This is a genomic window from Paenibacillus brevis, from assembly GCF_018919145.1.
In the GTDB taxonomy this organism is placed as follows: Bacteria; Bacillota; Bacilli; order Paenibacillales; family Paenibacillaceae; genus Fontibacillus; species Fontibacillus brevis.
The window spans coordinates 283,897-305,590 of the sequence record NZ_JAHLQJ010000002.1 but is presented as its reverse complement, the minus strand read 5'-3'; the positions used below and the strand labels follow the sequence as shown (position 1 = coordinate 305,590).

Annotated in this window: 18 protein-coding genes; 9 read left to right on the top strand and 9 right to left on the bottom strand. The window is 51.7% G+C overall.

What is annotated here, in order from left to right; translation table 11 throughout:
- Positions 1-4: 4 nt before the first annotated feature.
- Positions 5-1,072, bottom strand: coding sequence for a peptide chain release factor 1 (gene prfA, locus KQJ23_RS03485; protein ID WP_216477280.1), 1,068 nt, complete (start codon positions 1,070-1,072; stop codon positions 5-7).
- A 266-nt stretch (positions 1,073-1,338) separates the two neighbouring features.
- Between prfA and KQJ23_RS03480 the strand changes: the two genes are divergently transcribed.
- From KQJ23_RS03480 to KQJ23_RS03455, 6 genes are all read left to right on the top strand, one after another.
- A complete protein-coding gene (locus KQJ23_RS03480; RefSeq protein ID WP_216477279.1) occupies positions 1,339-2,259 on the top strand; it encodes a LysR family transcriptional regulator in 921 nt (306 codons plus the stop codon).
- A 118-nt stretch (positions 2,260-2,377) separates the two neighbouring features.
- Entirely contained in the window at positions 2,378-3,175 is a 798-nt protein-coding gene (locus KQJ23_RS03475) for an ABC transporter ATP-binding protein (RefSeq protein WP_216477278.1), read from the top strand.
- A 27-nt stretch (positions 3,176-3,202) separates the two neighbouring features.
- Positions 3,203-4,069: an ABC transporter permease gene (locus KQJ23_RS03470; protein ID WP_216477277.1), complete on the top strand. Its 867-nt coding sequence runs from the start codon at positions 3,203-3,205 to the stop codon at positions 4,067-4,069.
- 39 nt (positions 4,070-4,108) lie between these two features.
- Positions 4,109-5,170, top strand: coding sequence for an ABC transporter substrate-binding protein (locus tag KQJ23_RS03465; protein ID WP_216477276.1), 1,062 nt, complete (start codon positions 4,109-4,111; stop codon positions 5,168-5,170).
- Between the two features lie 220 nt (positions 5,171-5,390).
- On the top strand, positions 5,391-6,041 hold the full coding sequence (locus KQJ23_RS03460; protein ID WP_346779338.1) for an isochorismatase family protein: 651 nt from the start codon (positions 5,391-5,393) through the stop codon (positions 6,039-6,041).
- Positions 6,042-6,138: 97 nt separating this feature from the next.
- Complete coding sequence (locus tag KQJ23_RS03455; RefSeq protein ID WP_216477274.1) at positions 6,139-7,416, top strand: MFS transporter; 1,278 nt, start codon at positions 6,139-6,141, stop codon at positions 7,414-7,416.
- A 50-nt stretch (positions 7,417-7,466) separates the two neighbouring features.
- On the opposite strand, the gene KQJ23_RS03450 is transcribed toward KQJ23_RS03455, so the two are convergent.
- From KQJ23_RS03450 to cls, 6 genes are all read right to left on the bottom strand, one after another.
- The gene (locus KQJ23_RS03450; protein ID WP_216477273.1) at positions 7,467-7,901 is read right to left on the bottom strand and encodes an NINE protein; all 435 of its coding nucleotides are present in this window, start codon (positions 7,899-7,901) and stop codon (positions 7,467-7,469) included.
- Entirely contained in the window at positions 7,901-8,233 is a 333-nt protein-coding gene (locus tag KQJ23_RS03445; RefSeq protein ID WP_430522275.1) for a TM2 domain-containing protein, read from the bottom strand. The genes KQJ23_RS03450 and KQJ23_RS03445 overlap by 1 nt, the downstream gene beginning before the upstream one ends.
- A gap of 202 nt (positions 8,234-8,435) precedes the next feature.
- Entirely contained in the window at positions 8,436-9,536 is a 1,101-nt protein-coding gene (gene ychF / locus KQJ23_RS03440; RefSeq protein WP_216477272.1) for a redox-regulated ATPase YchF, read from the bottom strand.
- An 86-nt stretch (positions 9,537-9,622) separates the two neighbouring features.
- Positions 9,623-10,105: a GNAT family N-acetyltransferase gene (locus tag KQJ23_RS03435; RefSeq protein ID WP_249529472.1), complete on the bottom strand. Its 483-nt coding sequence runs from the start codon at positions 10,103-10,105 to the stop codon at positions 9,623-9,625.
- 163 nt (positions 10,106-10,268) lie between these two features.
- Positions 10,269-11,300 (bottom strand): type 2 isopentenyl-diphosphate Delta-isomerase, encoded by a 1,032-nt coding sequence (gene fni / locus KQJ23_RS03430; RefSeq protein ID WP_216477271.1) that lies wholly within the window; start codon positions 11,298-11,300, stop codon positions 10,269-10,271.
- Between the two features lie 35 nt (positions 11,301-11,335).
- Positions 11,336-12,844, bottom strand: coding sequence for a cardiolipin synthase (gene cls / locus KQJ23_RS03425; RefSeq protein ID WP_216477270.1), 1,509 nt, complete (start codon positions 12,842-12,844; stop codon positions 11,336-11,338).
- Positions 12,845-13,006: 162 nt separating this feature from the next.
- Between cls and KQJ23_RS03420 the strand changes: the two genes are divergently transcribed.
- Together KQJ23_RS03420 and KQJ23_RS03415 are read left to right on the top strand one after the other, a co-directional pair.
- Positions 13,007-13,915 carry a TetR/AcrR family transcriptional regulator gene (locus KQJ23_RS03420; RefSeq protein WP_216477269.1) on the top strand — a complete coding sequence of 303 codons (909 nt, stop codon included), beginning with the start codon at positions 13,007-13,009 and terminating at the stop codon, positions 13,913-13,915.
- Positions 13,916-13,991: 76 nt separating this feature from the next.
- The gene (locus KQJ23_RS03415; RefSeq protein WP_216477268.1) at positions 13,992-17,213 is read left to right on the top strand and encodes an efflux RND transporter permease subunit; all 3,222 of its coding nucleotides are present in this window, start codon (positions 13,992-13,994) and stop codon (positions 17,211-17,213) included.
- Positions 17,214-17,455: 242 nt separating this feature from the next.
- Here the strand turns inward: KQJ23_RS03415 and KQJ23_RS03410 are convergent, their stop codons facing one another.
- Positions 17,456-18,145 (bottom strand): TorD/DmsD family molecular chaperone, encoded by a 690-nt coding sequence (locus tag KQJ23_RS03410; RefSeq protein ID WP_216477267.1) that lies wholly within the window; start codon positions 18,143-18,145, stop codon positions 17,456-17,458.
- Positions 18,146-18,639: 494 nt separating this feature from the next.
- Between KQJ23_RS03410 and KQJ23_RS03405 the strand changes: the two genes are divergently transcribed.
- A complete protein-coding gene (locus KQJ23_RS03405; RefSeq protein WP_346779337.1) occupies positions 18,640-19,890 on the top strand; it encodes an MFS transporter in 1,251 nt (416 codons plus the stop codon).
- 61 nt (positions 19,891-19,951) lie between these two features.
- On the opposite strand, the gene KQJ23_RS03400 is transcribed toward KQJ23_RS03405, so the two are convergent.
- Positions 19,952-21,625 carry a glutamine--tRNA ligase/YqeY domain fusion protein gene (locus KQJ23_RS03400; protein ID WP_430522274.1) on the bottom strand — a complete coding sequence of 558 codons (1,674 nt, stop codon included), beginning with the start codon at positions 21,623-21,625 and terminating at the stop codon, positions 19,952-19,954.
- Positions 21,626-21,694 lie beyond the last annotated feature (69 nt).

The window sequence follows — 21,694 nt, the reverse complement described above, 5'->3', positions numbered from 1 at the left end:
AGGGTTATTCTCCCTTTTCCATAATGTCAGCCTGCTCGGCAATCGTTAACGCGGATACGATTTCCTCGATCTCCCCGTTCATCACCTGGTCCAGCTTATGAATCGTCAGTCCGATCCGGTGATCCGTCACCCGGCTTTGCGGGAAGTTGTACGTCCGGATCCGCTCACTGCGGTCACCGGTGCCAACCTTACTTTTCCGTTCTCCGGCATATTTCGCTTCTTCCTCTTGTCGCATCATATCGGAGATCCGGGCGCGCAGCACCTGCAGCGCCTTCTCCTTATTGGAGTTCTGCGATTTGCCGTCCTGACAGGTCGCAACGATACCCGTCGGAATATGCGTGACGCGCACAGCCGATTTTGTCGTATTGACGGACTGGCCGCCCGCACCACTGGAGCAGAACGTATCAACGCGAATATCCTTGTCAAGAATTTCGATATCGACTTCTTCCGCTTCAGGCATGACGGCTACGGTTGAGGTCGATGTGTGAATCCGGCCGCCGGATTCCGTGGAAGGAATACGCTGCACCCGGTGAGCACCGCTCTCGAATTTCATTTTACTATAAGCCCCGCGGCCGTTAATCATGAAGATAATTTCCTTGAACCCGCCGAGATCGCTCTCGTTCACGTCCATGATGTCAACCTTCCAGCCCTGGGTATCCGCATAACGGGAATACATCCGGTACAGATCAGCAGCAAACAAGGCCGCTTCATCTCCCCCGGCCGCACCGCGAATTTCCACAATAACATTCTTATCGTCATTCGGATCCTTAGGCAACAACAGCACCCGAATCGTCTCCTCGAGCACTTGTTGACGCGCTGTCAGTTCCTCAATTTCCATCTTTACCATTTCACGCATTTCATCATCCAGCTTCTCGGCCTGCATCACCTTAGCGGCATCCAGTTCCTCGATCACCTGCTTATATTCAGTAAACGCCTCATAAGCCGGCTGTAAATCCGATTGTTCTTTTGAATAATCACGCAGCTTTTTCGTATCACTAGCCACGTCGGGATCGCAGAGCAGCTCGCTCAGCTTCTCATAACGGTCAGCCAGCGATTGTAGTCGGTCCAACAAGGGAAGTCACCTCTCTTCGCATTAACAATATTTCATTTTATATACGTTGAACTCATAATTTACATGATTTGAAACAGACAAAATCGGAGTAAACGACTTTTTATTATAGCATAAATTACAGGAAATGAATAGTTGTTTTCCGGTGCATTCCATTCTCCGGTCGCAGTCTCAAGGGAATTTTAACCAGTGCCACGTCCGCTGTTTTCATGTAAAATATTCTCACACTATTGAACCGGATGTTTGACGGAAGCGAGGAGGCACCACCCATGGACATGTTGGACCTGAAAGTATTTATTGCCGTAGCCGAAACGGAGAGCATGAGCAAAGCGGCCCACTTCGTCGCTTTGACACAGCCTGCCGTCAGCATTCGTATTGCAAGGCTGGAAACCGAGCTGGATGCTTCCCTGTTTCATCGCACACGCTCCGGCGCTTTCTTGACAGAAGCCGGACGCAAGTTTTACTTTTACGCCCAATATGCGCTAAGCGCATTGGAAGCCGGACAGGAATCCCTCCGCATGCTGACGGCTCTGCCCACGGAGAAGAAACTGCGCATCGGCATTGTAGAATCGCTAACTCATGTTATGCTCCCCTCCATTATGCAATCCATGAAGGAGCAGGCATCCCTGATCGAGTGGAAGATCAGCACCGGCCAGTCTCTGGATCTGGCCCTCCGAACCGCTTCCGGAGAACTCGATATCTCCTTCATCAACCAAAGCTTTTCGCCGCTCCCCCAGCTTAACAGCATCAAGCTCTTCGAAGAGCCTCTGGCCTTCGTTGGGCCGAAGCAAACGGCTTTCCCTCGTTACCGCAGTCTGTCCACCTATCTGGAGGAAGTCCCTTTTATTCTGCTTAAAAGACACATGCCTTTGCGGGAGTTGCTGGAGCATCAGTTGTTCGCCCCCCTGCGCATGTATCCCCAAAAGCTGATCGAGGTGGACACCTCACACGTCATTCGCCAAATGGTCGAACAAGGAACTGGCTGCTCCTTTTTGCCCGTATCCTCTTTATGGCCCTCCGGCCGTGACGCCGCCATTGAAAAAATCTCCTTGCCCGAAATACGCCTGCAACAAAGCTTCTATTGTGTATATTCGCAGTCCGCATCCGATCAAATCCTCAATTTGCTTCCCAATCTACAAGCCGGCATTATCGCTCAGGTAGACCAATTCCGTAATGACAACAACGAATAATCCTACCCTCTTTTTTGTGTTAAGTATATGTTATATTATCTAACATAATAATCTCTTATCACCTATGTCGTGTTATATATACTACTATATATTTAACACAAAGGAGGTGGCGATGAAGATGAACCCTTACAAAATGGAGCTTGAGAACATCAGTAAAACCTATCCGTCCGGGGACGGTACTCTGGTTCAAGCGCTAGGTCCGATCGACCTGCGGATTCCCAACCACCGCTTTGTCAGCATAGTCGGTCCCAGTGGCTGCGGAAAGTCCACATTGTTTAACATCATCTCCGGGCTGCTCGACAATACGGAAGGAGCCATTTATGTCAATGGCAGCCGTGTCGATGGATTAACCGGTATCACCGGTTATATGCTGCAGAAGGATTTGCTGCTTCCCTGGAGGACGATTCTGGACAACGTGATTCTGGGCTTGGAAATTCAGGGAACCTCCAAACGAGAAGCGAAAGCCAAGGCCCTGCCCCTGCTGCACAAATATGGCCTTAAGGGGTTTGAGGATCATTACCCCGCCCAGCTCTCCGGAGGTATGAGACAGAGGGCGGCACTGCTTCGCACCATTCTGTATGATCGGGACGTTATTTTGCTGGATGAGCCCTTCGGCGCTCTGGATGCCCAGACCCGTGCCATGATGCAAGAGTGGCTGCTCGACCTCTGGGACGACTTTCAAAAAACAATTCTCTTCGTCACCCACGACATGGAAGAGGCGATCTACCTCTCTGACGAGGTATACATTATGACCTCCCGCCCAGGCACGATCAAGCGGCATCTGTTAATCGATCTGCCACGGCCGCGGAAGCCCCAGATCATCACCTCACCGGAATTTACCCAACTGAAGGAAGAAGCGCTGCGTACGCTTTCCGAAGAAACCCTCAAGGCATATCAGCAGGAAGCTGCCGGTTAATGCCAAAACCGAAAGGAGTGAGCAACGATGCCAAGTGAAGGAGATGTTATAGAACGCAAGGGAAGCCTGGGCAAGTTAAGAAATACCCCTCCTCCCCGCACAAGAACCAACGCCTTAAAGTACGAAATGTCCGCCCCCAAGCCCTGGTTGGTCAATATTGGACGCCTCTCATTATTCCTCGCGGTCCTGCTGCTGTGGGAGCTAGGAGCCGGTATCGGATTGGTCAACTCCTTCTTCTGGAGCCAGCCATCGGAGATTGCCAGCACCTGGTGGATCGGGGTACAGACGGGATCCGTCTGGCAGGATACCTTCTACACCTTTCGCTCCACCGTGTACGGATTTCTGCTGGGAACGGCAGGCGGCACACTACTGGGATTATCCTTCTGGTGGTCCAAATATTACGCCCGTATCTTCGAACCGTTCATCATTATGTTTGAAGCCATGCCCAAGCTGGCCCTCGCCCCCATCATCGTGTTGGTGTTCGGGATCGGGATGGGCTCCAAGGTAGCCATGGGCTTCGCCATCACTGTCGTCATTACTACCCTGACCACTTACAACGGGGTGCGAAGCGTCGACAAAGATCTGGTTCGCATGGTCTATTCTCTGGGTGCCTCCAGACTGCAAGTATTCAGTAAGGTCATCGTTCCAACGGCTATTCCGGCGATGATCTCCGCCCTGCGCATTAATATCGGATTGGCACTCACAGGAGCTATCGTCGGCGAATATATCGGGTCCGAGCAAGGTCTGGGCCGAATGATCTTCTATGCGGGACAAACCTACGAGATCAGCCTCATCTGGGCCAATATCTTTAACCTGTCCATCCTGTCCATGCTGCTGTACATTCTGGTCGGCAAGCTGGAAGGGTATTTACTCAAGGGCTTCACCCATAAATAAATCATAAAGAGAATCATGGGATATGGAGGGGGAACTATTATGAATCAACGCTCGTCATTTGCTCGTTACGCCTGGCTGCTTGCCATCGCGCTGATCATCACACTCATTGCCGGTTGCGGCAGTAATGCCGCACAACGTCCGGCACCTGCTCCAGCAAATGCTTCTGCCTCGGGCACAGAGGCCGGCAATGAAGGCGGCTCAACTTCTATTATGGAATTGATCATTGCCGAGCCCGTTCACAGCACCGGTTATTTACCGCTATACATCGCCATTCGCAAAAATCTGTTCGAAGGACTGAGCGTTAAGGCTGTGACCCTTTCAGGGGGAAGCGCGCATACCAATGCCGTTTTAACCGACCAGGCCTTCGGCTTCATCGGCGGCCCTGAGCATAATGCCTTTGCCAAAGCCAAGGGGGCCGAGCTCCGGGCCATCGTCAACATCGTGAACCGGGGCAATGTTTACCTGGTAGCTAGATCTGATCTGGATCCCGGCACAGATATCTCCGCCTTCATGAAGGGCAAGACCGTAGCGGTATCCCAATACGGGGGAACGCCCAACTCGATCATCCGTTACTTGGCCGGTGAGTGGGGATTGGAGTTGAACAAGGACCTCATGCTGAAGGAAGTCGATAACGGAGCGATCCCGGCTGTATTGCAACAGAGTCAGGCGGATGTGGCCGTCGTGACTGAACCGCTGCTCACGCAAGGCATCGAGGAAGGCATCTGGGGAGAGCCGTTCTACAATGTTCCTCAGGAGCTCGGTCCGTATGCCTACTCCACAATTAACATTAAGCTCGACAACATCACCAATGATCCCGGCACCGTCAAGAAATTTGTGGAAGGCATCCATAAGGGACTGGAATTCATCCGCGACAACAAGGAAGAAAGCATGGAGATTGCCAAACTGGAATTCCCTACGATGTCCGAGGAACTGCTGGAGGCCACCATCGATCGTTCTTATGCGGATGAAATGTGGGAGTATTCCGGCCAAATTACCGAAGAGTCTGTCGCCACCGGCCTATCGGTTGTCCGGGCTGCCGGCCTGCTGAAGGATGAGAACATCGGTTATAGCGACATTGTAGACACCCAATTTGTTGACTAAAAGCTTGTTGACAAGTTGCCGGAGAGCCGGTATGGACATCAGACGGAAGCCCCTACCGGCCATAGGCTTCTAGTTGTTCACCACACACAATACACAATACTAAGGAGGCTGTATCAATATGAAAGTATGGGACCGCTTTTTAACGGATCGTGATAAGCAAGTATTTGGTAGTGCCGGTTATGACGCCAAGGCTGGTTTTGGCCAGCGCCCTGCCCTGCTGGTGATTGATGTCAGCTACGGGTTCTGTGGACATGAGAGGGAACCGATCCTGGATTCGGTCAAGCATTGGCGTAATAGCTGCGGCGAAGCCGCCTGGGAGGCTATTCCTTACATCCAGAAGCTCCTGCAAGCCGCCCGGGACCAACGCATTCCGATTTTCTATACCACCGGCGTTGACCGCCGTCCCGACGGATTTGATGCCGGGGGCTGGCGGCGGAAGAATACCCGCTCCGCCGAAATCGAGACCATTGCCGGATACGGCAGCAATGAAATCGTACGTGAGATTGCGCCTCAGCCGGAAGACATCGTGATCGAGAAGCTGAAGCCCTCCCCTTTCCATGGCACACCGCTGGTTGGGTATCTGACCGATCTGGGTATCGACACCTTGCTCATCTGCGGCACGACAACCGGCGGATGCGTCCGGGCCGGAGTTATCGATGCCTTCTCTTATAACTACTATGTCGGCGTCGTTGAAGAGTGCACCTTTGACCGCGGCGAAGCCTCACACGCTATTAACCTCTTCGACATGAACGCCAAGTATGCCGATGTGGTCAGCACCGAGGAAGCTGTGAATTATCTGAAGCAAACGGAAAAAGGATTGCACGACAGCAAGATTGACTTCCCAGCCAGCCAGTCCAACGCCACTGTATAACTCGAGCCCAAGGAATGAAGCAAAGGCGGAGCCCAGAGCCCCTGGGAACTCCGCTTTTGCTTTTCCAAAACGTCAATTCGCCAAGGGGGCTGCTCCTATGCTGCAACCAACACTGCCCATTCCCGCTAATCACCGCAACTTTATCTGGGTATCCATATCCTGCGGTTTATACTGGTTCGCCTTCTCGCTGACCAGACCCATCATCACCTTGTACGCCGCCTCGCTGGGCTTACAGGGATTATCCATCGGCATCGTGCTTGCCGTCTATGCCCTGTTGCCTATGCTCGCAGCCATTCCCGGCGGATTCATTGCCGACCGCTTCGGCAGATCCACCGTTTTGCGCGCCGGTTCAATCATGATGCTCTTCAGCGGGCTGTTGTACTGGATCTCAGGCGGCCCTTGGACACTCGCTCTAGCTCAACTTCTGGCCGGGCTTGGTCAGATGGCCGTCTGGCTGGCCGTGCAGGTATTAATTACGGAAGGCCCGGCCCAAGGCAATGAAGGCCGCTTCGCCACCTTCTCTTTGTACATGGCGATCGGGCAGATGCTCGCACCGATTCTCTCCGGCTATTTGGCCGACCATTACGGCTATAAAATGGTGTTCGCCGGGTACATCCTGAGCAGCGCGCTGCTCATCTTTACGTCCTGGCAATGCCGGGATGAAGCCCCTTCGGCTCTGCCTTCCGAAGAAGGCGAGGGGACCTCTCACTTGCTGCTGAGGAGCACATTCGACAAGATCCGCCGCTGGCTTGGCCAGTGTCTCGGCCTGCTGCGAAACCCCAGCTTCGCTGTTATTTTATTAACGACCTTCATCTCCCTGTTCATCGTCGATGTTCGCACAGCCTACCTGCCGCTGCACCTGGAGTCCCAGGGCATCTCCAACACCAAGGTTGGCTTGCTTGTATCCATCGGTGCGGTGTCCGCCTTGTTTGTCCGTCCCATCTATCCACGACTCATGGCCAGGCTCAGCTTTGGCTGGATGCTGATCTTGACCTATGCCGTCTCATTGCTGCTGTTGTTCGTCACTCCGCTCCTAACAAACTTCTACGGTATTGCAGCACTAGTGTTCATCACCGGGCTCGCTCTGGGCATTAACCAGCCGTTAACCCTATCGATGATCGCTCATTCTACCGCACCGGAGGAACGGGGTCTCGGCATTGGCCTGCGGCTGATGTCCAACCGGGCAGCCCAACTGATGGACCCTCTGCTGTTTGGCTTCTTCACCGCCTTTGTGAGTCTCCAGGCCTCCTTCCTGCTAGTCGGCGCCTTATTGCTCGCCTGCTGCGTGTTCACGATACAGCTTCATCTCTCTGCAGAACGAGTCCCTCGTCCGCCCGAGCCTTACCATGACAAAAAGCCGCGGGCTTCAACATAATGTTGAAGCCCGCGGCATCCTCTACCCTTTATAGCTTTCACACAAATCGGTTAAAAATGATTGTAATTATTGTCCGGCCCTGTCCGATGAGATATGAGCTGTGCCACCAACTGTTGTTCCAATCGCTCGTTCCAGCTGCGAACCATGCCAGGCAGCATGCAGGCATCGACGATAACCCAAATCGTCAGCCCTAAACCTGCTAAGAGTAACGGAATTAGAAATAATAACGAATAAAAGGTTTCCGGAGAAGCCTCTGATTCAAGTCCAGCGGAAATGCCAAAGGCGAAGTAGAAGACAAAAGTCAGCAGGAACAGCACTAACTGAATGACCCCGGAGACGATTCGCTTCAGATAAAAGCGATGAACTCCCAAATGCCCGGCCAGAAGCATTAAATAGGCAAGAGCCAGTGATTTCTCCCGCTTATTCATTTCCGAGTTCAGAATCAGCATCTCGGTGGTCGTTAAATCACGCTTCGAGAACTGCATTAGATCGGATACTCCGCAGATCTGCCGCGGTCATGGAAAATGCGGTCCATTGTACGGTGCTCAACCATGGTGTTGTGTTCCTTCACCCATGTGTGCACGAGGAATGCATCAACAACCCACCAGATCCAGGTTACCAGCATACCAATCACCGTAAGCGAAAGAATGAGCTGTGCAACTGCCGAGCCGGTACGCCCCATATAGAAGCGATGACCGCCGAAGAGACCCAGGAAGTACCACAGGACGTATGCTACTACCATGTTTTTGCCCTGGTTCTTCACCTCGGATTCAAGCAGCAGCAATTCGCGTGTATCCAGTTGGGCCTTACGTGCCATCGTTTGATCCATGTACAAAATATAACTCCTCCTTCAAGAATGTTAAAAATCTTTCTCATCAATTATACCTATAGAAATATGCATCCTCAATACAAATAATTACATTCGTCCAATTTTGTGCAGAGAGGAAAAAAGCCTTGCGTATAGAGCCAAACGCTCTCTACAGAAGGCTTGTTTCTTAGCGGTTCAGGATTGCAATGAATTACACATTAAAACGGAAATGCATAACATCTCCATCCTGCACCACGTACTCTTTTCCCTCAAGACGGAGTTGACCTCGTTCCCGGGCGACGTTCATGGATCCAGCCGCTACCAGGTCATCGTAGGATACTACTTCAGCACGAATAAATCCGCGCTCGAAGTCTGTATGAATCACGCCCGCTGCTGCCGGCGCCTTGGTTCCTTTCCGGATTGTCCAGGCACGAACCTCCTGCACGCCCGCTGTAAAATACGTGTAAAGACCCAGCAGACGATAAGCAGCTTGGATCAAGCGATCCAGTCCGGATGCCGATAATCCCAGCTCCTCCAGGAACATCGCCTTATCCTCGCCCTCCAGCTCGGCAATCTCAGCTTCAACCTTGGCGCTGATCGGTACAACCTCAGCCTGCTCAGCCGCCGCAAATTCCCGTACTTGCTGCACATAAGGATTGTTGCCAGCATCCGTTACGCCATCTTCAGCTACGTTGGCCGCATACAGTACCGGCTTCAAGGTAAGCAAATGCAGATCGCGGACGATCAGTTTCTCCTCATCGGACAGTTCGATACTCCGTGCAGGCTGATCATTATAGAGCGCTTCTTTCACCCGCTCCAGCACTTCAACTTCCTGGGCGTACTGTTTGTTGCCGCCCTTCATATTTTTGCGCGACCGTTCGATCCGCTTCTCCACGCTATCCAAATCCGCCAGAATCAACTCCAGATTAATCGTCTGGATGTCGCTGATCGGATTAATCTTCCCATCGACATGAGTGATGTTCTCATCCTCGAAGCAGCGCACAACATGCACAATCGCATCCACTTCACGGATATGAGCCAAAAATTTATTTCCAAGTCCTTCGCCCTTGCTTGCACCGCGTACAAGGCCGGCAATATCAACAAATTCAAATGCGGTTGGAACGGTCCGGTTCGGAACAACCAGCTCTGTCAGCTTGTTCAGACGCTCATCCGGCACCTCAACAACACCGACGTTCGGATCAATCGTACAAAACGGATAGTTAGCGGATTCTGCACCCGCTTGGGTAATCGCGTTAAACAACGTGGATTTTCCAACATTCGGAAGGCCCACGATCCCAGCCTTTAAAGCCATATCTATGACAACTCCTCAATATTTAATGTGCATAACTTCCCAAAGTACATACTACCTATCATGTGAATAGATTTCAAGGATGGAGATTATTCTAATTTTTTCTTCATCGTGATATCGGTTGCGATATACCCGGATTTCAGGTAAAGCTGATGCGCTCTTTCATTGTGTGCGAATACATGCAGCCCGATACTCACGGCTCCTTGCCTGCGCGCTTCCTCATCCAGCGCCTGCATCGTTGCCTTGCCATAGCCTTTCCCCTGATACTCCTCAAAAATAATGATTTCATAAATGAAAGCCTCGCGACCGCGGCTTCCCGTACGGTAATGGACCCACAGCTCTCCTAGCTGAGCTCCGGTTTGCTCCTCATAGATCGAGAACAGCGAGTGATCCTTCGTGTTTAACCCTTCCGGCAGCAAGGAGACTACCGCCTGCTCTGACAACTGCTGCGCCTCTTCTTCGGACCATGTTCCCGCAGCCACCTTTTCCCTGGCGTAATCTGCCACCAACCGCTTCCGGAATGCTCGATACTCCTCTTGCTTCATCGCTTTCAGCGTGACTTTTCCAGTCATGTCCCACACATCCCTTTGAACTTGTATCAACCTAATATTTGTATCAGCTTCAATCTATGTAAAGGATACTTGGATACTTGGATCCTACGAACAAATCCTGCTGCAAACACCTTCCACTTAGCCGAAGCAACCTCCATAATCGCCGCCAGCCTCAGACCGAGAGCTAGCTCTCGATCCGGACAAGCCGCGGCGTATCTCTCAGCGCCGATACATTGCCGGCGCCGATCCCGAACATGGCGGTGCGAAGCTCCAGCTCCACGCGCGCAAGCAATGCGTCGAGCTGTTCCTCGGACTGCACCGCCGGTCCGAGCAGCGCACGGCCGAACCCGGCCAGATCCGCCCCAAGCGCAAGCGCCTTGGCGGCATCCACGCCGGTGTTCAGGCCACCGCTGCCGATCAGGGCCGCTTCGGGCACCGCCGCCCTCACTTCGCGGATGCACTCCGCGGTAGGGATTCCCCAACCCGCGAAGGCATCCGCTGCCGCACGCCGTACAGGGTCGGCGCTGCGGAACTTCTCGACCTGGCTCCAGGAGGTTCCTCCGGCGCCAGCTACATCAATGAAAGCCACGCCCGACTCCCGAAGCCGGCGTGCCGTCTGACCGTCAATGCCCCAGCCGACTTCCTTGACCCCGACAGGCACGTCCAGTTCGCGGCACAACTTGCCGATACTGGACAGCAATCCGCCGAAGCGGGTGTCTCCTTCAGGCTGAAATACTTCCTGCAGGCTGTTCAGATGCAGCACCAGCATGTCCGCTCCGGCAATCGTAACCGCCCGCTTGCATTCCTCCACTCCATAGCCGTAATTAAGCTGAACTGCGCCTAAATTGGCAATGATCGGGATGCTCGGCGCGTGGCGGCGAACCTGGAACGTCCGCGCCAGCTCCTCTTTTTCTACGGCAGCCCGCACAGAGCCTACGCCCATCGTCCAGCCCCGGCGTTCAGCCGCTTCCGCCAGACGCTCATTGATGCGCCAGGCCAATTCACTTCCGCCGGTCATCGAACTGATAAGCAGAGGGGTCCGCAGCCCTGCGCCCAGAAAGTCTGTCTGCAAGCTGATCTCATCAAAATCAAGCTCCGGCAGCGCGTTGTGGCGGAAACGGTATTTTTCAAATCCAGTGGTTATCCCGGCCCCGCTTACTTGTTCCTCCAGACATAACCGGATATGCTCGGTCTTGCGTCCCGACGTATCACTCATCCTCTGACTCCTCCCTCATCTCGCCTTGCCCCCTGTTATAACAGCGGCGATAACAATCTTGCCGCCGATTCCATAAAGCGGAGCACGACCTTTTTCTTCATGAATTCGGTTAGTACAATGCGCTTGGTGGACAACAGGTCACGCTCAAAGTCTCTGACGACCTTCCGCACACTATCCGTTTGGACGAGCAGCAGATTGACCTCAAAGTTTAAATGGAAGCTTCTCATATCCATATTAGCGGTTCCGACCGTCGCTACCTCCCCATCCGCGATCAGCAGCTTGGAATGGAGAAAGCCCTTTTCGTATTCGTAAATCTTGACGCCCGCCTCAAGCAAGGCAGGAAAATAAGAGTGAGAAGCCAGGAATGGCAGCCGCTTATCCGGTTTGGCCGGGAATAGAATCCGCACGTCAATGCCCGATAACGCCGCAACCCGCAGGGCCGTTAAAATATCTTCATCCGGTATAAAATAGGGCGTTGCCAGCCAGATTGACTTTTTGGCCGAGGTAATCATTGCGAAAAAGACACTCTTCAGCACCTTGTCTTCATTATCCGGCCCGCTCGCTATAACCTGCACCGCACCGCTACAGCCTTGCTCCATCTGCGGCGACAAGTATTCCAGATCCATAATTTTCTCGCCCGTTACATACTGCCAGTCCTGCAGGAAAATCACCTGCATTGAGCGGACAGCCTCACCTTTAACAAGAATATGCGTGTCACGCCAAAACCCGTATGTCTTGCTTCGGCTCAAGTACTCATCGCCTACGTTCAGGCCGCCGATAAAGCCGGTATTGCCATCGATCACGACAATTTTCCGGTGATTGCGGTAGTTCACACGGCTAGAAAACGCATGGAAACGCACCTCACCATATACGCCCACTTTCACACCGGCAGCGCGAAGCTCATTGATAAAGGATTTCGGCAGCCCCAAGCTTCCCACAGCATCATACATGAACCGGACTTCGACGCCTGCTTTGGCCCGTTCAATCAGGGTCTTCTGAATTTCCCGGCCGATCTCGTCGGCGCGGTATATATAATATTCCATATGAATGTGATGTCTGGCCTTCTTCAGCTCTTTTAGCAGTGTAGAGAAGGTTTCTTCTCCATTCGTCAGCACCCGGGTGCGGGTTGCCATGGAGAACGGCGTCCTTGCCAGCCGTTGGGACATTTGCAGCAAGCGCTGCTGGCCGGGCGAGAATTGCGATAAATCGCGCGGCTGCAGGTTCCCGTTATGGTCAATCCGCTCGAAGCTCTTGCGATCCTCTTCGGCCTTCTTATCGAATTTACGGCGCTTGAAATAATTTTGACCCAGCAAAAAATACAGCACCAGCCCGACAACCGGCAGCAGCGCAAGAACCAGCATCCAGGCCATCGTGCTGGAAGGATTGCGGTTCTCCATAAAAATAGCCAATCCGATCGTAATAACTGTAAGTGTCTGGAAGATACTAATCAAAGTCCCGCCGAAGCTGCCCAGGAGCCCAAATCCAAAATAGTAAAATGCAACTAAGATTGCTGCAATAAATAAAACTTGAATTCCGCGTCTCATCTTGTATGTACTCCTTCTGTTTGACCTGAACTATGCCTCTATTCTACATGATTCAAAGACTTCTTCCTAATATTTGTTTCAAAGATAGTTTTATAATATAATCATTTTTGACTTAGAAGTCAGTTCAAGAACTCATCGGTCATAAAGGAGGGGAGTCCAGGATTGTCCTTAAAATCTGCTGATAAGAAAACACTGATCTTACGAAGCGCTATGCAGCTCTTTTCCACGAAGGGACCTTCAGCTACCTCCATGCAGGAAATCGCTGAAATGTGCGGGATGTCCAAGGGCAGCCTGTACCTCCATTTCAAGTCCAAGGATGAACTGGAGCAAAGCTTGTTCAACTATTGCTTTCAGATGCTCCAGGATCATTTGGTGCAGGTTGAGCTGGAGCAGCATTTAGGGCCGAAGGAGCGCTTGATCCGCCAAATCGAGGTGCTGCTTAATCTGGTGCAGGAGCTGCGTGAGTTTCTTGTGATGCAGTTTCAGGATTGGATCAAATACGGCAAGCTCTACCGGGAGCCCGATTCATTCCGGGAGAACAATATTACCCTCCTGCACTTTACCCAAAAAGCGCTTGTATCCGCCTTCGGCGAAAGGATTATTCCCTACTCTGCCGATCTTGTTATGGTCGCCCAGGGCATTCTCGGCGTATTTATCCGCCTGCTCTTCGAGCCTCACATGGCCGATAGCAACCGGAGAATGGCGGTTTACCTCGTTGACTTGCTCGATGCCATGGTGGAACGGCTGCTTGAGCACGGCCCGGAGCCGCTGATCTCGGAAGCCGAGCTGCAGCGGTGGAGCTCAGAGGGAAGCTGCATTAAGCCTGCGGAGCGCCATCCCTTGCTGGTCATCAAGGAGATGAAGGAAGCGCTGGGAGGAAAGGGTATCAAGCTGACCTCTATACAACGTGAGGATATGCTGGATTCTCTTCAGGTGCTGGAGAGCGAAATTCTGGAGCCTATGCCTCGCAGAGTCGTTATCCGGGGAATGCTGTCCAATGTACTTGAATTCTCTGTGATGGAGAAGCAGACCAAGGAACTGGAGCGGCTTTTGAAGCCTTATTTGAAGTAGAAGCGGCTGTTCAAAAAGTAAAACGCAACACAAAACATTTATCTGTTTTTTACAGAGAGGAGAAGAAACCACACTGATGAAAAGTCTAATTCAATTTTCCATCCGCAATAAATTTGCTGTATGGCTCCTGACGATCATCGTCACGGTTGTCGGCTTGTACAGCGGACTAACGATGAAGCAGGAGACGATTCCTAATATTAATGTACCCTATTTAAGTGTTGTTGCAGTTTATCCGGGTGCTGCACCGGAAGGCGTGGTCCAGGATGTCACCAAGCCATTGGAGACAAGGCTCCATAATGTGGACGGAATCAAGACGATTACCTCCACCTCGATGGAAAATGCCGCATCCTTATTCCTGGAATTCGATTATGGCACTAATCTGGATAATGCGACCGCGGCGGTTCGCGAGGCGCTCAATGATGTTAGCCTTCCGGACGATGTGCAAAAGCCGCAAATTACCCGGTTCAGCCTGAGCTCTATGCCGGTGATTTCTCTGAGCATCTCGGATAAAGAATCCGGGGATCTCGAGAATTTGACTCGCATCGTTCAGAGCAACATCCAGCCTGCCCTTGAGGATCTGAATGGCGTAGCCTCCGTGCAGGTATCGGGACAATATGTCAAGGAAGTACAGCTTCAATTCGATGAGGCTAAAATGGCCCAGCTTGGCCTGACGAAAGATACTGTGAAAGGAATCGTGCAGGCTTCGGCCTTGCGCGTGCCGCTGGGCTTGTATGAGCTCGACGGCTCCCAAAAAGCCGTAGTCGTCGATGGAAACATCACAACGGTAGAGGATCTTAAGAACCTTGCGATTCCTGTCATCCCTTCGGCAGCATCCGGAGCTGCTGGCAATGCAGCCGGTGCCGGAACTGGTGCCGGCGCAGGCACCGACATTAGTGCAGAGGCAGGCGGCGGTGCCGCGGCAGGCCAAGGAGCCGGAGCGGCCTCCGCTTCCGATATGACCGGAATGCCTGCCGGAATTTCCATTAGTATCCCTACAGTTAAACTGAGCGATATCGCCTCCATCGAGGTCGTCGGAGAAGCGCAGTCCATCTCGCGTACCAATGGACTGGAATCGATCGGGATCCAAATCGTCAAAGATAATGACGCCAACACGGTAGACGTAGCTAATCTGGTCAAGGATGCCGCGAAGGATCTTGGCAAACAGTACAGCCATCTAGAACTCACGGTGATGCTGGATCAAGGCAAGCCCATCACTGATTCCGTAAATACAATGCTGATGAAGGCCGTATTTGGGGCTCTGTTCGCCGTCATTATTATTCTGCTGTTCCTGCGGAATATCCGCTCGACAATCATTTCGATCATTTCGATTCCATTGTCGCTGCTTATTGCCGTTGTCTTGCTCCATCAAATGGACATCACACTGAATATGATGACGCTTGGTGCCATGACCGTGGCTATCGGCCGGGTCGTCGACGACTCTATCGTCGTCATCGAGAACATTTACCGCCGCATGTCTCTCACCGGAGAGAAGCTGAAGGGCGGCAAGCTCATTGTCGCGGCAACACGTGAAATGTTCGTACCGATCATGTCCTCGACGATTGTTACCATTGCGGTCTTCCTGCCGTTAGCCTTTGTTAGCGGAATGGTTGGCGAGCTGTTCATGCCGTTTGCTTTAACGATGATATTCTCGTTGCTGGCCTCGCTGGTCGTGGCGGTTACCCTTGTTCCTGCATTGGCTCATACCCTGTTCCGGAAGGGACTTAAGAAAACTCATAATCACGACAGTAATCCGAAGGGAATGGCACGCGGATATCAGCGCCTCCTCAAATGGACACTGAATCACAAGCTGATCACCTTCGGTGCAGCGGTCGTCCTGCTCGTCGGCAGTCTGTTCCTGTATCCGCTCGTCGGTGTCAGCTTCTTGCCGGAGCAAGAAGACAAGTATGTGATGATCACTTATTCTCCGGCACCCGGCGATCGGCTTGAGGATGTCCAGGAGAAACTGGAGCGCGCCGAGAAGTACATTCTTGCCCAGGATCATCTGGAGAAGATGCAATATTCGATCGGCGGCAGCAACCCGCTTGGCATGGGCTCTTCCAACTCCGGACTGTTCTATGCGGAATATGCCAGTGATACTCCTAACTTCAGCCAGGTGAAGGAGAATCTGCTGCAAGGCTTGCAGGAAGAGGTACCGGACGGTGAGTGGGGAGATATGTCCGCGCTTATGACCGGCGGTCTGGGCGGCGGTTCGTTGAGCCTGAACGTGTATGGCGACAGCCTCGAACAAATCAAGCCGGTGGCCGATCAGATTCTGACCTGGATTCAGGAGGATACCAAAACCTTCGAGAAGGGGAAGACCAGTCTCTCCGAAGCCTATGATCAATACACGCTTGTTGCCGATCAGCAGAAGCTCAGCTCTCTGGGCTTAACGCCGGGGCAGCTTGCAATGAAGCTGGCTCCGGTCAGCCAGCGTCCGGTGTTGACTGAGATTCAGATCGACGGGAAGGATTACAAAGTCTACATTAAGACAGAAGAGAATACCTTCTCAAGCATTACTGAAATTGAAAATCAAACCCTGACCTCCCCGCTCGGCATGGAAATCCCGTTAAAGGAAGTGGCTGCTGTTGAAGAAGGCCAATCTCCGGATTCCATCATGCGTGTGAACGGCAAGATGTCCGTAGAGGTCAGCGCTAATATCCTTAGTTCCAATGTGCAGAAGGCTTCCAGCGGCTTGCAGGATAAGATTAACGATATGGAGCTGCCGGATGGGGTAACCGTCGAATTCGGCGGCGTAACCGAGCAAATCAATGATACCTTCGGTCAGCTTGGGCTCGCTATGGCTGCGGCTATAGCCATCGTCTACTTTGTTCTTGTCGTAACGTTCGGGGGCGGGCTTGCACCGTTCACGATCCTGTTCTCGCTGCCATTCATCGTAATTGGTGCAATGGTTGGCCTGGTATTGGGCGGGGAAACCTTGAACGTATCCGCGTTAATGGGTGTACTGATGCTGATCGGTATTGTCGTGACTAACGCCATTGTCCTGATCGACCGCGTTATCCATAAGGAACGCGAAGGCCTGTCGACACGCGAGGCCTTGCTTGAAGCAGGCGCAACAAGGCTGCGTCCGATTCTGATGACAGCCCTGGCTACAATCGGTGCGCTGATTCCGCTCGTGATGGGCTGGGAGAACAGCGCAGGTATCATCTCGCGCGGTCTCGGAATTACCGTAATCGGGGGGCTTGTCAGTTCGACGCTCCTTACCTTGGTCATTGTGCCTGTCGTCTACGAATTCCTGATGAAATTCCGTCGTGGCACCGCCGTGAACGATCTCGATTAATTTGAACAATACTCATGCTAAAGTGGGCAGGAAGTTTTCAGACTTCCTGCCCTTTTTTTCGGAATGATGCTTGACTCTCCTCTAATGTACCGCATTGGATGTTTGCACTGCTGCCTACGTGCATTGCTTGCAACTCCACCCATCAAGCATAATTCTAAACAACAATCAACGAGGGTGTCCCGAATGTAAACTTTGGGACACCCTCGTTTCATGTATTTAACTTTGTTGGAGTTAGATTGCTATCACTCCGCCATTCTTTCCCGCCATCTATGCAATTGCTCCAAATCCATCGCCAGGAACTCATTTAACAGTTCTACCAGCCCCACGTATAGTGAACTTGAGGTGGCAGCTCTAAGATCGGCCGAAAAGGCTGGCACCCATTTCAGCAAATGGTTCTCAAGGAAATTGATCTGCGCATTTATTTGCCTTTTGAAGCTTTCCTGCAGATGAACCTTGGTCAGCATTTTTTCACTCAAGACAGCCATAAACTCCAGCTCCATTGCAATGCTATCATCCCGTTCGCCGGAAATTTTATTAAAGACGACACCCCGGTCCATGTACATATCCCGGACTTCCGTCAGACAGGCAAAGCCGTTCACCCCTTCTGTTCTGGCACGATACAAGCTCTCGCAGGTCTGCACTTTGGCATCATGGCCTGCGAATAACCGCTTGAATTCCTCGGACTCTTCTGCACATACCTGGCGAAGGGTATCCTCCGGAATACGCTCAAGATACTCCTGCAACCTCTTACCGCCCTGACATACAGGAATAATCTGCTTATGCTCAAGGCGTCTCCGCCACTGGGCAATTTGTGACATGCGGGGAGGCCGTCCCAAAAAATCAACCAGCAATTGGTATACCCAGCCTCTAACCTCCATCCAGCGGGCTTGCTCTTCCGGAACATTCACAGACTCCCTGGATAGCATTGTCATAAAGGTCAACTCCCTGAAAGTTATATATTCTAAAAGGTAGTTCAAAAAGTCATCTTTTGATCGCGAAGCAGTACATGGAGCAGAATCGACATCGAATCTTGAGTTCAGCCCTGCTACTCGGTCCCTGGCTTCATTCAACCTTCTCGGTGCTAAAAACCTGACTTTTTGAACTTTCACTTATAGTTATTCCCTACTAAAAAAAAGATGACCTCCAAGATATGTCGGAAATCATCCTCTTAAGAACTACCGACACATGATTAAGGGGTATCACGTATCCTTGTCTCTATTATAACTCCTTTTGAAAGCGCTTTATGTGATGTTTTTGACAGAATACAGAATTTGTCACAGGCTGGATAAAATTATGCGTGAGCTTGTTCACAATTCACTTTCTTGTATCAAATACTGGAAAAACAAAAAGAACTTGGTTTGTATCCCCTTTCATCAGTGTGATACAGTGAGAGCGTGGTCCTCCTTGTCATCTAGAATTATGTTCAGTGAATCGATCTGAAGAGAAAGGAATGGCGCATTTGCAAGACGATACGCGTTCTTTATCCAACTCTTACTTGCCTTTAGGCCTGTTGAATTTCTTCGTATATGGAACATTAGTCATTTTCGCTGCATTTTTCCAGCTATATCTAAAGGAAATCGGCATGAACATGCTCGAAATTGGAAGTCTGATGGCGATCGGTCCACTGGTCTCCTTGTTCGCCCACCCGCTCTGGAGATATTTCAGCGACCGGTCACGCAATGTCAGGCTCATCCTGCTTGCCATGCTAGTCGGGCTTTTGATTATCGGTCATCTTGTTTTCAAGGCTAATACCTATTCGATGCTCTATTTAACGATGCTGCTGCTCTTCTTCTTTCAGAGCCCGCTGCTCGCTCAAACCAACAGCCTGACACTGGGAATGATCGAAAATACGGATCGCCGGTTCGGGACGTTTCGATTATGGGGTTCGCTGGGGTGGACCTTCATCGCGCTGACAGCCGGTCCTATTATTGATGCGGTCGGGCAGAACGGCACCTCGTTCTTATTCAGCCTGATGCTCATGCTGTCTATCGGCTCGGCACTGCTGCTTCCCCGATCTCAGATGACAACTAATACGCCCTGGATTACGGGACGGGAAATGCGGCTTACTCTGCAGAACAAATATTTTCTCGCCTTTGTCGGTTTTGGGGCCTTGGTGTCGATTCCAAATGCAATTAACGGAATTTTCATGCCGCTGTTTATGAATGATCTGGGGGGCTCCAAGCTTGAGGTTGGCGGAGCCATCTTCCTGTCCACACTATTCGAGATCGTGGTATTCGTTCTTCTGCAGCGTTATGTCAAAACAAAAATTACATATCTCATGGGCTGTCTTACCGTAGTCAGTCTGTTATTCGCCATTCGTTGGGACCTTATGGGCGAGGCTACCAATCCGGTTCAAATCATATTGATTCAGGTATTGCACGCCATTACCTTTGGGGGCTTCTTCTACGTCGGGACAAGATTGACCGGCCTATTCCTGCCAAAGCCGCTGCGTTCTGCAGGCCAGGCGGTTTATACCTTTGCACTTAGCGGTGCGGCTGGTGTTATCGCGGGGTTCCTTGGCGGCTGGCTGTTCCAGAACTTTGGTCCGGTTGCTATGTATAAACTCGGCGTGATCATGACCCTGCTTGGAACAATTGGCTTCGCGTTTATGTGGCAGATCCTGCGCGTGAACGGGTATACGCCAGCTATGGCACACACACCACCTGACGAGTTATAAGCACGATAGACAGAAAAACTCCAAGCACCGCCTGCGGGCGAGCCTGGAGTTTTTTTAATGCTTACTTAGGCAATTGGAATGAGCTCTTGAGCGACACGATCAAGTTAAAGACCGGATGCCCTGGCTTCGAATACTTCGGATCGACATTGAAGTACCCGTGGCGGAAGAACTGGAATTTATCCTGTGGTGCCGCATCCTTCATTCCGGGTTCTACAAAGCCTTGTACCACGGTCAATGAATTCGGGTTAACCCGCTCGAGGAATGGCTTCTCTTCCTCGCCCTCTTCTTCCGGTTCATTATCTAGAATCAAAGGCTCGTACAGCCGGAACTCTGCAGGAACCGCTTGGGAAGCTTCCACCCAATGAATCGTTCCCTTCACCTTGCGTCCAGTAAAGCCGCTGCCGCTCTTAGTCTCAGGATCATAGGTGCAATGAAGCTCGATTACCTTGCCGCTTTCATCCTTGATTACGTCATTGCATTTGATGAAATAAGCATGTTTGAGGCGAACCTCATTCCCCGGGAACAGGCGGAAGTATTTGCTTGGCGGATCCTCCATGAAGTCTTCGCGCTCAATGTAAATTTCACGGGAGAATGGAATTTGACGGCTGCCCATTTCCTCGTTTTCACTATTATTTTCAGCTTCCAGGAGCTCTGTTTGCCCCTCTGGGTAATTCGTGATGACTACCTTGAGCGGATCAACAACCGCCATTGTACGCGGCGCCTTAAGCTTCAAGTCTTCCCGGATGAAATGCTCCAGCATTCTTATATCAATATGCCCGAATGCCTTGGAGATTCCCGTCTCATAGATAAATGCCTTGATCGCTTCCGGCGTGAAGCCGCGGCGGCGAAGACCGGAAATGGTTGGCAGACGCGGGTCATCCCAGCCGTCTACGAAGCCTTCATCGACCAGTTGTTTCAGCTTACGCTTACTGGTAACGGCTCCTTCCAGATTCAATCGTCCGAATTCATATTGGTGCGGCTCGCAAGGCATTTCGGTCTCCGCAATAACCCAATCATAGAATGGGCGCTGATCCTCGAACTCTGTCGAACAGAGGGAGTGGGTTACCCCTTCGATGGCATCTTCTAGCGGGTGCGCATACGTGTACATCGGGTAGATGCACCATTTGTCGCCTGTATTGTGATGGGTTGCATGAACGATTCGGTAAATGACCGGGTCACGGAGGTTGATGTTCGGCGAAGCCATATCGATCTTCGCCCGAAGCACTCTCTCCCCATCCTTGAATTCGCCGGCCCGCATCCGGTTGAACAGTTCCAGGTTCTCCTCGACACTGCGGTCGCGGAAGGGACTGTTCTGTCCTGGTTCTGTAAGCGTTCCGCGGGTTTCACGGATTTGATCCGCGCTAAGATCGTCTACGTAAGCCTTGCCCTTGCGGATCAGAACCAATGCGCGTTCATACATTTCTTCGAAATAGTCGGAGGCGTAGTGCAGCTCTTCCCATTCAAAGCCCAGCCACTTGACATCCTCTTGGATAGATTTAACGTATTCGACGTCTTCTTTGACCGGATTCGTGTCATCAAAGCGCAGATGTGTCCGTCCGCCGAACTCGTCTGCCAGCGAAAAGTTAATCCAGATCGCTTTGGCATGGCCGATATGCAAATAGCCGTTAGGCTCTGGGGGGAACCGGGTAACGACCTTGTTTACCTTCCCGCTCTTTAAGTCCTCTGTAATAATATTTTTAATGAAGTTAGGAGGAGTGAAGCTGTTGTTCTCCACGTTGATCTTTCCTTTCCTTTAAGGAGTTCCTTTATAGAGGTTGTTCAAAAAGCCGGCTTTTGATCACGA